The sequence below is a fragment of the Pseudoalteromonas sp. Isolate6 genome (assembly GCF_022398435.1).
Taxonomy (GTDB): domain Bacteria; phylum Pseudomonadota; class Gammaproteobacteria; order Enterobacterales; family Alteromonadaceae; genus Pseudoalteromonas; species Pseudoalteromonas galatheae.
The window spans coordinates 1-12098 of sequence record NZ_JAKEVK010000140.1 but is presented as its reverse complement, the minus strand read 5'-3'; the positions used below and the strand labels follow the sequence as shown (position 1 = coordinate 12098).

The window sequence follows — 12098 nt, the reverse complement described above, 5'->3', positions numbered from 1 at the left end:
ATATAATAATTAGTGCAAATCGAGCGGTAACTTGGCGGTTTTTTTTGCTACAATTGGCGGAGCAAGTAGAAAGACCTGAGATCCAGTCATGCGATTTGGTGCGTATCCTTAGTCGGGGGTTGATCTTAGTCAGTATATTGTTGTGTCAGACGCGATATCATGAATACGCGGTTTCATGCTCGAAGTAATCATAGATGATTATCTGCGGGTTTATTCGGGCATGGATCTGGAATAACCTTGTTTTAATCAAGGTATTTATTTATGATCGCGTCTATTTTGTAATTTCTTAAATTAACCTGCTGTAACTGATGTTCTCAATATAGCAAGTGTTGGGAATCAAGTGGAGATAAGTGGATGAGCAATGCGCCTGTAGACAACAGCCGACGTCGCTTTTTAACTATCGCTACCTCTGTTGTAGGTGGCGTTGGTGCGGTTGGAGCTGCTGTTCCTTTTATTGCGTCCTGGAATCCAAGTGAGCGAGCTAAATCTGCAGGTGCGCCTGTAGAAGTAGATATCAGCAAACTTGAGTCTGGACAACTTATTCGTGTTGAGTGGCGAGGCAAACCTGTTTGGATTGTTAATCGTACACCAAAAATGCTAGAACAAATGAAGCAACACGAAGACCAACTTCGTGATCCTAACTCTGAAGAGCCACAACAGTTGGCGTCTGCGCAGAACGGTTTTCGTTCTAAGCGACCTGAGATCTTCGTCGCTGTTGGGATTTGTACTCACTTAGGATGTTCACCATCTTTCCTTAACGGAAGTTTTGGCGAAAAAGTAGAAGGCACTGATAGTGGTTTCTTCTGTCCTTGTCACGGTTCGAAGTTTGATATGGCGGGTCGCGTATTCCAAAACGTACCTGCACCTCTAAACTTAGAGATCCCACCGTATACCTTTATTGACGACACTACTATTTTGGTAGGTGAAGAAGAAGGGGTTGCATAATGTCTGTAAATGTAGATAAAGCAGAAAATACGGGCGTAGTGGGCAAAGTTGTTGATTGGATCGATGCTCGTATTCCAATGACTCGCGTCTGGAATATGCATATTGCTCAATACCCAGCGCCAAAGAACTTTAACTTCTGGTACTTGTTTGGCTCACTCGCCATTTTAGTATTGGTAAACCAGATTGTGACTGGTATCTGGCTGACTATGAACTTTGTTCCTTCTGCTGAAGGTGCCTTTGCATCAGTAGAATACATCATGCGTGATGTTGAATATGGTTGGTTATTGCGATACCTACACTCCACTGGCGCGTCCGCGTTCTTCGTGGTGGTCTATCTCCATATGTTCCGCGGTATGATTTATGGTTCTTACCAAAAGCCACGCGAACTTCTATGGTTGTTTGGTATGTTTATCTTCTTAGCGCTAATGGCTGAAGCATTCATGGGATACTTACTTCCTTGGGGCCAGATGTCTTTCTGGGGTGCTCAGGTAATCATTTCATTATTCGGTGCAATCCCTGTAATTGGTGATGACTTAACGCTTTGGATCCGTGGTGACTACGTTATTTCAGGTGCAACGCTTAACCGCTTCTTTGCACTACATGTTATTGCACTACCATTAGTACTGGTTATCTTGGTATTCCTTCACATTGTTGCACTTCACGAAGTAGGATCGAACAACCCAGACGGTGTTGAGATCAAGCGTAAGAAAGGCTCTGTGGCTGAGGAAGACAAACCTAAATTTAAATTCCATGAATATTACACTGACAAAAAAGATATTGTGGATGCAATTCCATTCCACCCTTACTACACAGTAAAAGATGTCTTAGGTGTTGCTGGCTTCTTAATTTTCTTCTGTGCAATAGTTTTCTTCGCACCAGAAATGAACGGTTTCTTCCTTGAAGCGCCAAACTTCGAAGCAGCAAACCCGCTGAAAACGCCAGAGCACATTTTCCCAGTTTGGTACTTTACGCCATTCTATGCGATCCTTCGTGCAATCCCTGATAAGCTAATCGGCGTACTTGCGATGGGTGCATCAATTGTAGCATTGGCACTATTGCCTTGGATTGACCGTGGTTCTGTTCGTTCGATTCGCTACCGCTGTGGTTTCCATAAGTTGAACATTGCTCAGTTTGTTGTCACTTTTGTTATCCTTGGTTGGATTGGTGCAACACCGCAAACTGACTTTAAAACGCTATTGTCGCAAATTACGACAGTAACTTACTTCATGTTCTTCGTATTGCTATTCTTCTACAGTAAAAATGAGAAGACGAAGCCACTACCAACGAGGTTGACGAAATGATGAAAAAGCTAGTAATCGGTTTATTCGCATTGTTGCCAACGTTATCGATGGCAGCGGGCCCATCAGTACCTTTGATGGAAGCAAATAATGACCTAACAGATAAAGCATCTTTACAGCGTGGCGCTAAGTTATTTATGAACTACTGCCTTGGCTGTCACCAGATGCAGTATCAGCGTTATGAGCGTACTTTCCGTGATATTGGTATTCCAACAGATATTGGTCAAGAAACGCTTATTTTCGATGGTTCTAAAGTGGGTAGCCATATTAAAAACTCTATGGCGAAAGATGATGCAGCAAAGTGGTTTGGTGCTGCTCCACCAGACTTAACACTTATCTCTCGTGTTAAGTCACCGGACTACATCTATACTTACTTGAAATCATTCTATAAAGATGAGTCTCGCCCATTTGGTGTAAACAACATTGTTTTCCCATTGGTGGGCATGCCTCACGTACTACAAGAGTTGCAAGGCTTGCCAACTCCAATCACTGAAGAGCATGAAGTTGAAGTGGTTGAAAATGGCGAAAAAGTCATGAAAACCGTCACCAAAGTTGTCGGTACTGAAACAGATGGTAGTGGTGAGATGAGTGTTGATGAATATGACCAAGCAGCACGTGACCTGACAAACTTCTTAGCTTATGTAGGTGAGCCTTCTCGCCTGGAGTCAGAAGCTTTAGGTATTAAGGTTATTGGTTTCTTAGTTATCTTCTTCATCCTGGCATTCTTCTTGAAGAAAGAATACTGGAGAGATGTTCATTAATTTGAATATTCAAAGGTAATTTTTGCAATAGGGGCGTTCGCCCCTTTTGCTGTTTAAAGTGATTTAATTACTTTTAGTTTTTTAATGGAGGTAGGCATGGCCGTTGCTGCCAATAAGCGCCCTGTAATGACACTTTTTTCTGGGTCAAACTGTATGTACAGTCACCAGGTACGTATCGTACTTGCTGAGAAAGGTGTAAGTGTTGATATTCATCAGGCTGAAAAGGACAACTTACCAGAAGCTCTACATGAGATTAACCCGTATGGTACTGTTCCTACGCTAATCGATCGTGAGCTTGGTTTGTACCAAGCGAATATCATTATGGAGTATCTAGACGAGCGCTTCCCGCATCCTCCTCTGATGCCTGTATATCCGGTAATGCGTGGTCGTAGTCGTTTGATGATGCACCGCATTGAAACTGACTGGTATTCACTTGCTGAAAAGGTTTCTGCGGGCGGTGATGAAGCTGCACAAGCTCGTAAAGAGTTAACCGAAGCTCTACTAGCTGTAGCACCTATCTTCAATGAAGCACCTTACTTCATGAGTGAAGAGTTCAGCTTAGTAGATTGTTATTTAGCTCCACTACTTTGGCGTTTACCACAGCTTGGTATTGAGCTGAATGGCGCCGGTAGCAAAGAGCTAAAAGAATACATGCTACGTTTATTTGAGCGTGACTCATTCCAAGCATCGCTAACTGATGCTGAGCGTGAGATCAGATCGTAATGACGTCTAATCGTCCTTACTTACTACGCGCTTTTTACGAGTGGATTGTCGATAACGAATGTACGCCGCATTTAGTGGTGAACGCGGACTTCCCCTCGGTACAGGTTCCAACACAGTTTGTGCAAGAAGGGCAGATTGTGTTGAACGTAAGCCCATCTGCTGTGACGAATTTCTCTATGGATAACCAAGCACTGAGCTTTAATGCTCGGTTTGGTGGTCAGCCAATGCAAGTATACGTACCTAACGGTGCGGTATTGGCTATCTATGCCAGAGAAAATGGTGAGGGCACGGTATTTACACCTGAAGAAGAAGTCTTTGAAGATGAAGAGCTAGATTTGGCGGAAGAGACTGAAGTCTCACAAGCGCCAGAGACTAAGCCTGAACCTGAAAAGAAAAAAGGTTCTCACCTTCGAGTGATAAAATAAAAAAACCTGCGAATGCAGGTTTTTTTATGGCTATACATTATTGGTATCATATGTACTCAAAGGCTTTAATCACACGTTTTACACCATTAATATTCCTGGCGATTTCTACCGCGGAGTTTGCTTCTTGCTTGGAAACTAAACCCATTAAGAACACTTCTGCATTCTCGGTAACGACCTTAATATTTGCACCATTGACCTCGTCGGCAGCGAGTAATTTGGTTTTAACCTTAGAGGTCAGCCAAGTATCATGTGTTTGCGTTGTGATACCTATATTTGAGCTTATTCTTAACTGGTTATGTACCTGCTTAATCCCTGCAACGTTTTGTAGCGCACGCTCAGCTTCCGTTTTCATTTCTTGATTGGTGACCTGACCAATCATTAATACTACGCCATTAACACTCACCAGTGTGATGTTGGCATGATCTGCAAGGCGCTTAATCTCTTTGATAGCAAGCGTGCCTTTAATCTCGATATTGTTATCGTCAATTTGCGCACCGATAGTGCGCCTATCATTTGCAGCAGAGACCGCACCGGCTGTACCAGCAACTACCGCAGCAGCACACCCTTGTAGTAACAAGATGGCGGCAAGTAAAGAGGTTATTCTCATCATTATACTTCGTCCTGAGGGAATAAAATTGCGTCGATTAGCTCACTTAAACAGTGAGTATTGAATAGTTGTGACTCGATTATCCGGCTTGGGCGTTTACTTGGGATCCGGATCTCGACATCTTGTGGGCCCAACAGACCGGTTATTTCACCACCATCATCGCCAACTAGCGCGATGACTTTCATATCTCTAGTAAGAGCCGCTTCCACTGCGCCAATAACCGCCTTTTCTTGCCCGTTTATGGCATACGCCACCAGCAAGTCACCTTGTTGCGCAAATGCGCGTATTTGTTTGGCAAAACGCTCTCTGGCTTTGCCATTTTCTGGTGACGCTAAATTATATTGCTCATTCGTTAGTGCAATCGCGGGCAGACATGGGCGTTCTGTTTCGTAAAAGTTGCTTAAGATGGTTGCGAAGTGGTGCGCCAACATATGATTACTTGGCGCGCCGCAGCAGATGATTTTATTGCCATTGATCAGGCTCTGAGCCATAGTCATCGCTGCGGTTTCTAGCGCTTTAGGCAATACTTCGCCTGCCGCTATCTGCGCTTGAATTGACTCTGTAAATATAGATTTTATAGATTCTTGCATGCTAAAAAATATTTCTAATCCAGTTTATTTCAGGGGGATCGGCCCCTTGAATGGCAACAAAGTCGACTCTAAGTTGCGTGTTATGCAAATTTTGCTGTGCTAAATAATTATAAATACTACGCTTTAATCTTTGAAGCTTAGTTTTTGATAGTGCGTTAATTGCGCCACCAAAGTGGCTGCTATCGCGATACTTTACTTCAATAAACACTAAGGTTTGCGACTCTCGCATAATCAGATCTATCTCTCCGTATTTACAGAGATAGTTTCTGGTGACGGGGGTTAATCCTTGTTTTACCAAGAATTGCTCCGCAATCAACTCAAAATGCTCGCCCTTACTCCGTGTGTTGCTAAATAGTCCTTTAAACATCCAGATATCCTATCTGATCAAAGAGTCTCCCACAGGTTTCTCTTGTTGCATAAATAATGGTAGTGGAGGCTGTTCATCCAAGCTCACCAAACGAATTTGTTTATTACGATATTGTGCCCAACTGAGCTTTCGCACAACATCACTGCCACCGCGTATGCTGAGCTGGCCGGTTAAGCCATCAAAACTTTTACCCGAGAGCCAAGCTAGTTGCCGCAGCTCTGGGATTAAATTGGTAGCGTCATATGCCATCGCGAACAAGCGCTGTTCTAAATCGGCCTGTTCAGGCCATAAAGATTGATAGGTATCTCGAAGCGGTGCTTTTTCAACAGCACCCGGCAGCATCCAAGGTTGCTCGGTAAAATAAAGCCCTTCTAAATCCCCCTTATCAGTGACATCGATTTGCTTACTATAACTGCGAGAGCTCGCATACAATGGGATCCGGTCGGCAAACGTACTGACATTGACGTCTAAATAAGGCTTGAGCAATCGGGTTTCCATAGCATCGCCAAGAATATAGATGGCATCAATGTCGCGTCTAGAGCGTGTTTCGCTTTTGACCTCTTTACGAAATAGGCTCTTAATGACGCGAGTACGTGACTTTGAAGCGTCCACCTCTAAAATATCGGTAATGACATCCGCCATATTTTTACTATTAGTGTAATAACCTACTTCCGGCTTAGTCTCACTATAGCGTTTCCAACCTTGATCAAAATGCTCAATCAACCGCTTACCAGAGGCATTTGCTGGAGCCAGTAACATGGGCTTTTTATAGCCTTTAGCAAGAAAGTGCTTCATTGCTTGCTCGACTTCATGCTCAGGGTTAAGTGCAAAAAAGTACTGTTCACTACTGCTAGGCGTAAGCGTTTCGCGTGCATTTAAAAACAAAGTTGGGTAAGCCGCAAAACCTTTATCTGCGAGTAGTTTTTCAACGTTGGATTTTAATAATGGACCAATGACAAAATCGACATTTGCCTCAGCAAGTTGCGTTACTATTTCAGATTCGGATGCCATCTCATCAATGAAGAAGACCTCTTCAATCATCCCTTCGTCAGTAGCAGCCAAGAAACCATTTTTAAGCGCTGTACCGAGTCGCTCGCTCGCACCTGATTGTGGTAACAACACCGCAAGTCTTTTAACTTGGTAAGGTTCAAGCGCAACCGCGCCTTGTAAATCTTTAGGCAGTAAAGCAACCGCTGGGTGATTAGTAAAACGGCGACGCCAACTATTCATGGCTTGGTCGAGCTGGACGCTCGAACCCAAATAAATTTGTTGATATTTAGCCAGCGTCACCCAACCACGTTGTAAAACAGAGCCAGAATCAAAGCGCTCTAGGGCGTAACTTGATAGCTGTTGTAGCGCTAGCCAAATCTCTTCGTGTAACCCGGCCACCGCTAAGTTATGTTCATTGGCAATATCGGCCGCTTTAAAGTACTCAACCAACGCTTTTTTTGGTAGTTGCTGCGAGGCATAAATACTACCCAGTAAATACTCATACCAAGCTTGGTGCTCTGGGGTGTTGAGTCGGCCCTCTAGCGTGTTTAGGATAGCTAACGCATTGGCATACTGCGACAATTCTTTGCGAGCAAGTGCGATATATAATTTGTTTTGAATGTGATCAACACTGGCTTTAGCTTCCATCGCTAAACCAATTTGCTCTAACATTTGCCAGTCTTTTTCTAAGATAGCAGCGTCTCTGGCTGCATATAGCAATTGGATTTTGGCAACGCCTTCCTTACTCTGCGCCTTTGCAAATAACGACGCGGCATTGTCATCCGATTGGCTAACGGCTTTAGTTGTTTTAGTTTCTTGGGGGGATTTGGTGACATTTGTGCTTGTACTACAAGCGGATAACCCCGACAATATGGCAACTAAAAGCGCTATCTTTTTAAACTGCACAGGCAAACCTTCTTTTTCACGACTGAGTGGATATCTTACTGACTGATATTGGAGAGCTCAATGGCTAATCTTCACAACGAAAACAAAATCGGCACCCTACATATTGTAGCGACACCAATAGGTAATTTAGATGACATCAGTGAACGTGCACTGAAAGTGTTAAGTCAGGTCGATTTAATCGCTGCCGAAGATACGCGCCACACCGGTAAATTATTGAGCCACTTTAGCATTAAAGCAAAAACTTTTGCACTGCATGATCACAACGAGAAGCAAAAAGCGCAGCAAATTTTAGATTGGTTAAACGAAGGTAAAGACATCGCCCTAGTGTCTGATGCGGGTACGCCGCTTATCAGCGATCCGGGCTATGCCGTGGTAAACCTCTGCCGTGAAGCAGGTGCTACCGTCACTCCCGTTCCTGGCGCGTGTGCCGCCATTGCTGCGGTGAGTTGTTCAGGCTTACCGACAGATAAGTTCCAATTCGTGGGATTTTCACCAGCAAAAAGCCAAGCGCGTCAGCAATTTTTTAAAGATGCAGTCGCCTCTGGCATCACGAGTATCTTGTACGAAAGCACCCACCGCATTATGGCGAGTCTAGAAGATATGAAAATCGCGCTGGGCGAAACACAACAAGTCGTTTTTGCTAAAGAACTGACCAAAACCTACGAAACCTTTTTCAGTGGCACGGTTACCGAGCTCATTGAGTTTTTAACCGCAACGCCTGAAAAGCAAAAAGGTGAACTGGTGTTGATGCTACCCGGTGAACAAAGAGATGAACAAGCATTAACGCCAGAAGCGAAAAAGCTGATTGAGTTACTAGAGCCAGAAATGCCATTGAAAAAGGCCTGCGGCGTGGCAGCTGAATATTTAGGGCTAAAAAAGAACGCCTTGTATAAGGCTATCATTGCTGAGCGAGAAGCGTAATACACGCAATTTATCGCGTGCGTTATTGTATTAAAGTGCGTATAATCGCCCGCCTGAGTCAGCCGGATAATCGCTGCCTGTGACGAAAATGATCAGGGGGAGGAAAGTCCGGGCTCCAATGGGCAGGGTGCCAGCTAACGGCTGGGGGGCGTGAGCCTACGACAAGTGCAGCAGAGAGAAGACCGCCTAAGTCTTTCGGGACCGGTAAGGGTGAAAGGGTGCGGTAAGAGCGCACCGGGCCACTGGTAACAGTTGGTTGCAAGGTAAACTCCACCCGGAGCAAGACCAAATAGGGTTCCTTATGGTGTGGCCCGCATCGGAACCGGGTAGGTTGCTCGAGCCTAGGAGCGATCCTAGGCCTAGACGAATGATTATCGATCTCCTTCGGGAGTGAACAGAACCCGGCTTATAGGCTGACTCACACCTCAAGCGTAAACATCCCAACATGAGATGTTTACGCTTGAGACTTCCACTTTATCACCTCACGATTACCTTGTTAAAAACGCCATTTATTTGTATATCTCACCACTTTTCGTTAATTTATTCACCTGTGTTTTCTCGTTGAATTAATTTAAGTTGCTGATAATTAATGGCTTTTAAGGTTGGTACAATACTTGGAAAGATATAGCCATCTCTCAAACGAAAATGAGTAATGGAACTATCATGTACAAGAACAACAAAGTCTTATTATCAACCATTTTATGGTTTGGCACGCTACTGTGGTCGGCATTATTTTCATCCTTAGTGAAGGCTGAGTCGATAGACAAGCTGATCAAAACCCTCATGAAAGAAAGGCATATTCCCGGATTACAGTTAGCCGTAGTTAAAGACGATAAAATCATTAAGCAAGGAAGTTATGGTTTTGCAGACTTACAGCATCAAGTGCCTGTGACTGAGCAGACGTTATTTCCGATTAACTCGATGACAAAGGCGTTTACCGGTGTTGCGATTGTACAGCTCGCTGAACAAGGTTATCTAAATATTGACGATGAAATTGGTAAGCACTTACCCGATTTACCAAAGGCTTGGCAGCAACTCAAAATTAACCAATTAATGGGTCACACCACAGGTCTGCCGCCGATCCTAGCATCAAATTATGCCCTAGAAACCATTGTACCGAATGATGCGGAAGCCTCATGGCAAGCAGTGCAAAAGCAGCCTTTTCAATTTACACCTAACTCGCGTTTTCGTTATAACCAAACCGGCTATGTGATTTTGGGTAAGATTATTGATAAATATGCACCTGAAGGGTTTCCTGCTTTTATTACCAAGATGCAGTTAGCACGTGCCAATATGCCAAAAACCGCGCAGGCAGGTTTTGATTATCTTGAACTTATGGTGCCAAATCAGGCTCGCCAATATATTCATTTAGGAGAGGGGAATTACAAAAACTTTTACGGCGAATTCCCTTATATGTTGAGAACCGCAGCGGGAATGAGTTCAACTGCAACGGAACTAGCTAACTATGTTGTATCACTACAACAAGGCGAGCTGGTTAAAGAGTTAGATATGCTATGGACGCCAGTTAAGCTGAACAACGGGCGTACAGAAGCCTTTAACAACAAAGAAAACGGCTATGCAATGGGCTGGCAAGTGGTTCAGCGTAAATATCACCCAGCAATCAGCGCAAGCGGTGGCAATGCGACTACAGTGATCACCTACCCTGAAGACAAGGTTTCGGTGATTGTACTTACTAACCTGTTGGGTGGAGTACCCATTGAGTTTGTTGATGATATTGCCGCTTACTATATTCCCAACTTTAACGACGCTAGTAAGCAAAAGGCCTACCAGCCGATGGCGTACTTAAAGCAGCTTACAGATAAACAAGGCTTTGCCGACTTTGCGGCTATGTTTGCAAAAGCGCAGCAAGATACCGGTGTAATGTATGATTTAGAGATCTTGGTGGAGTGGGGCAATAAGCTTGTTGAAGATGGCCAAGTTAATAATGGTATCGAAATCTTTAAATTTGCGCTGACGCAAAATAACGAGCAGCCATATTACCATAACAGCATCGCGCAAGCGTATGAGTTAAACAAGCAGTATGCGCAAGCACTGGCGCACTATCAGCAGTTACTTGCGATAAACCCAAACAGTCAGTTCGCAAAAAATAAAGTAGCGGTAGTGAAGGAGTATCTTTAACTCACCATAAGACTGTGAAGGCAACCTAAACAAATCGAAAGCCGCAAGTTCAATTACTTGCGGCTTTTTTGTATTTAACCTGAGGTTTGGATAAGAAATGAGCTAAGTCATTGTTTTTAAAGTTATATTAAATTATTTCCTTGTCTAGCGCAAAAACAGGCTGCTAGAAAGGCATAAATTATCCGAAGCTCAGGTTATTTACTATTGGCAATAAATTACTATCTATACTTAACGAAGTATTAGAAGCTGCGGTATACTACGCAATCACCTATTTGAGCTATGTACTGCTATAGATAGTTAGTGCAGCTCGCTGATAGCAAATCTGATTGAGAAAGTCATACCATGAGCCAACAACCAACTCCACCCTTTGAGCCACAAACACCTAACCACTGTGTTGATGCCTTTCGCCGCTTTAGCGTTGCACCCATGCTGGATTGGACTGATCGACATTGCAGAACCTTTCACCGTAAGCTGACTAAACATGCGGTGCTTTATACTGAAATGATCACTACAGGTGCGATTATTTTTGGTAAAGGGGACTATTTGGCGTTTGGTGCGCATGAGTTACCATCGGCGTTGCAGTTGGGTGGTTCTGATCCTAAAGCGTTGGCTGAGTGTGCTAAGCGTGCTGAGCAATATGGCTACAGTGAGGTAAACCTAAATGTGGGTTGCCCGTCAGATCGCGTGCAAAATGGTCGCTTTGGGGCGTGTTTAATGGCTGAGCCTCAGCTCGTTGCTGATTGTGTGGCGGCGATGAAGGCAGAAGTGAATATTCCGGTAACGGTAAAAACGCGCATTGGTATTGATGAACAAGATTCCTATGAGTTTCTTACGGCGTTGATTGAAGCCTCGCAGGCAGTGGGCTGTGATGACTTTATCATTCATGCCCGTAAAGCATGGTTGCAAGGCTTAAGCCCGAAAGAAAACCGGGAGATCCCACCATTAGATTATCCTCGTGTTTATCAATTAAAGAAAGATTATCCAGATCTGCATATCAGTATTAATGGTGGTGTTAAAACTCTTGAGGAATGCCTGCATCATTTGGCTCACCTTGACGGTGTAATGGTTGGCCGTGAAGCTTACAGCAACCCGTTTATGTTGTCACAGGTTGATGAGCTATTGTATGGCGAAGCTGCGTTTACGCAAACGCGTCATCAGGTGGTAAGAAGCATGTATGACTACTTTGAAAGTGAAATGTCGAATGGTGCAAACTTTTGGCACATTGCGCGTCACATGTTGGGTATTTTTCAAAACCAGCCCGGTGCTCGTGGTTTCCGTCGTCATTTATCAGAAAATGGTCACAAAAAAGAGGCTGGCATTGAAGTGATGGAAAAGGCGCTATCTTTTGTACCCGAAGTATAAAATGCGCTAGCTCAATCCTGTGTGTGAAAAAGACGATTTTATCGTCTTTTTCACTATTTAATGT

The 12098-nt window shown here is 43.9% G+C and carries 13 protein-coding genes and 1 other RNA gene; 10 read left to right on the top strand and 4 right to left on the bottom strand.

The window, feature by feature from the left end; translation table 11 throughout:
* The 6 genes from L1D50_RS16405 to L1D50_RS16380 form a co-directional block, all read left to right on the top strand.
* A partial coding sequence (locus tag L1D50_RS16405; RefSeq protein WP_239966422.1) for a hypothetical protein occupies window positions 1-188 on the top strand: 188 nt, incomplete at its 5' end.
* A gap of 166 nt (window positions 189-354) precedes the next feature.
* The gene (gene petA / locus L1D50_RS16400) at window positions 355-945 is read left to right on the top strand and encodes a ubiquinol-cytochrome c reductase iron-sulfur subunit (protein ID WP_095728873.1); all 591 of its coding nucleotides are present in this window, start codon (window positions 355-357) and stop codon (window positions 943-945) included.
* Window positions 945-2246: a cytochrome b N-terminal domain-containing protein gene (locus L1D50_RS16395; protein WP_128727593.1), complete on the top strand. Its 1302-nt coding sequence runs from the start codon at window positions 945-947 to the stop codon at window positions 2244-2246. The genes petA and L1D50_RS16395 overlap by 1 nt, the downstream gene beginning before the upstream one ends.
* On the top strand, window positions 2243-3004 hold the full coding sequence (locus tag L1D50_RS16390) for a cytochrome c1 (protein ID WP_128727594.1): 762 nt from the start codon (window positions 2243-2245) through the stop codon (window positions 3002-3004). The genes L1D50_RS16395 and L1D50_RS16390 overlap by 4 nt, the downstream gene beginning before the upstream one ends.
* A gap of 96 nt (window positions 3005-3100) precedes the next feature.
* Window positions 3101-3727: a stringent starvation protein SspA gene (gene sspA, locus L1D50_RS16385; RefSeq protein ID WP_095728872.1), complete on the top strand. Its 627-nt coding sequence runs from the start codon at window positions 3101-3103 to the stop codon at window positions 3725-3727.
* Window positions 3727-4152, top strand: coding sequence for a ClpXP protease specificity-enhancing factor (locus tag L1D50_RS16380; RefSeq protein WP_128727595.1), 426 nt, complete (start codon window positions 3727-3729; stop codon window positions 4150-4152). Before sspA ends, L1D50_RS16380 begins: the two co-directional genes overlap by 1 nt.
* Before the next feature lie 46 nt (window positions 4153-4198).
* Here L1D50_RS16380 and dolP read toward each other — a convergent pair whose 3' ends face one another.
* From dolP to L1D50_RS16360, 4 genes are read right to left on the bottom strand one after another with little or no spacing between them, the layout of a single operon-like run.
* Window positions 4199-4762 (bottom strand): division/outer membrane stress-associated lipid-binding lipoprotein, encoded by a 564-nt coding sequence (dolP, locus tag L1D50_RS16375; protein WP_010605920.1) that lies wholly within the window; start codon window positions 4760-4762, stop codon window positions 4199-4201.
* Window positions 4762-5349 (bottom strand): SIS domain-containing protein, encoded by a 588-nt coding sequence (locus L1D50_RS16370; protein WP_010376705.1) that lies wholly within the window; start codon window positions 5347-5349, stop codon window positions 4762-4764. The genes dolP and L1D50_RS16370 overlap by 1 nt, the downstream gene beginning before the upstream one ends.
* Before the next feature lies 1 nt (window position 5350).
* A complete protein-coding gene (locus tag L1D50_RS16365) occupies window positions 5351-5716 on the bottom strand; it encodes a YraN family protein (RefSeq protein WP_010605918.1) in 366 nt (121 codons plus the stop codon).
* A 9-nt stretch (window positions 5717-5725) separates the two neighbouring features.
* A complete protein-coding gene (locus L1D50_RS16360; RefSeq protein ID WP_239966421.1) occupies window positions 5726-7612 on the bottom strand; it encodes a penicillin-binding protein activator in 1887 nt (628 codons plus the stop codon).
* A gap of 60 nt (window positions 7613-7672) precedes the next feature.
* Between L1D50_RS16360 and rsmI the strand changes: the two genes are divergently transcribed.
* From rsmI to dusA, 4 genes are all read left to right on the top strand, one after another.
* Window positions 7673-8533 (top strand): 16S rRNA (cytidine(1402)-2'-O)-methyltransferase, encoded by an 861-nt coding sequence (gene rsmI / locus L1D50_RS16355; RefSeq protein ID WP_017219056.1) that lies wholly within the window; start codon window positions 7673-7675, stop codon window positions 8531-8533.
* Window positions 8534-8587: 54 nt separating this feature from the next.
* Window positions 8588-8958: RNase P RNA component class A (gene rnpB, locus L1D50_RS16350), an RNA gene on the top strand.
* 238 nt (window positions 8959-9196) lie between these two features.
* Window positions 9197-10672: a serine hydrolase gene (locus tag L1D50_RS16345; RefSeq protein WP_239966420.1), complete on the top strand. Its 1476-nt coding sequence runs from the start codon at window positions 9197-9199 to the stop codon at window positions 10670-10672.
* A gap of 342 nt (window positions 10673-11014) precedes the next feature.
* Entirely contained in the window at window positions 11015-12034 is a 1020-nt protein-coding gene (dusA, locus tag L1D50_RS16340) for a tRNA dihydrouridine(20/20a) synthase DusA (protein ID WP_239966419.1), read from the top strand.
* The last annotated feature ends 64 nt before the right edge of the window (window positions 12035-12098 follow it).

Excerpts from the sequence above, each read along its gene's own strand:
- petA (WP_095728873.1), top strand. The coding sequence starts at position 355 with ATGAGCAATGCGCCTGTAGACAACAGCCGACGTCGCTTTTTAACTATC.
- L1D50_RS16395 (WP_128727593.1), top strand. The coding sequence starts at position 945 with ATGTCTGTAAATGTAGATAAAGCAGAAAATACGGGCGTAGTGGGCAAA.
- L1D50_RS16390 (WP_128727594.1), top strand. The coding sequence starts at position 2,243 with ATGATGAAAAAGCTAGTAATCGGTTTATTCGCATTGTTGCCAACGTTA.
- sspA (WP_095728872.1), top strand. The coding sequence starts at position 3,101 with ATGGCCGTTGCTGCCAATAAGCGCCCTGTAATGACACTTTTTTCTGGG.
- L1D50_RS16380 (WP_128727595.1), top strand. The coding sequence starts at position 3,727 with ATGACGTCTAATCGTCCTTACTTACTACGCGCTTTTTACGAGTGGATT.
- dolP (WP_010605920.1), bottom strand. The coding sequence starts at position 4,762 with ATGATGAGAATAACCTCTTTACTTGCCGCCATCTTGTTACTACAAGGG.
- L1D50_RS16370 (WP_010376705.1), bottom strand. The coding sequence starts at position 5,349 with ATGCAAGAATCTATAAAATCTATATTTACAGAGTCAATTCAAGCGCAG.
- L1D50_RS16365 (WP_010605918.1), bottom strand. The coding sequence starts at position 5,716 with ATGTTTAAAGGACTATTTAGCAACACACGGAGTAAGGGCGAGCATTTT.
- rsmI (WP_017219056.1), top strand. The coding sequence starts at position 7,673 with ATGGCTAATCTTCACAACGAAAACAAAATCGGCACCCTACATATTGTA.
- L1D50_RS16345 (WP_239966420.1), top strand. The coding sequence starts at position 9,197 with ATGTACAAGAACAACAAAGTCTTATTATCAACCATTTTATGGTTTGGC.
- dusA (WP_239966419.1), top strand. The coding sequence starts at position 11,015 with ATGAGCCAACAACCAACTCCACCCTTTGAGCCACAAACACCTAACCAC.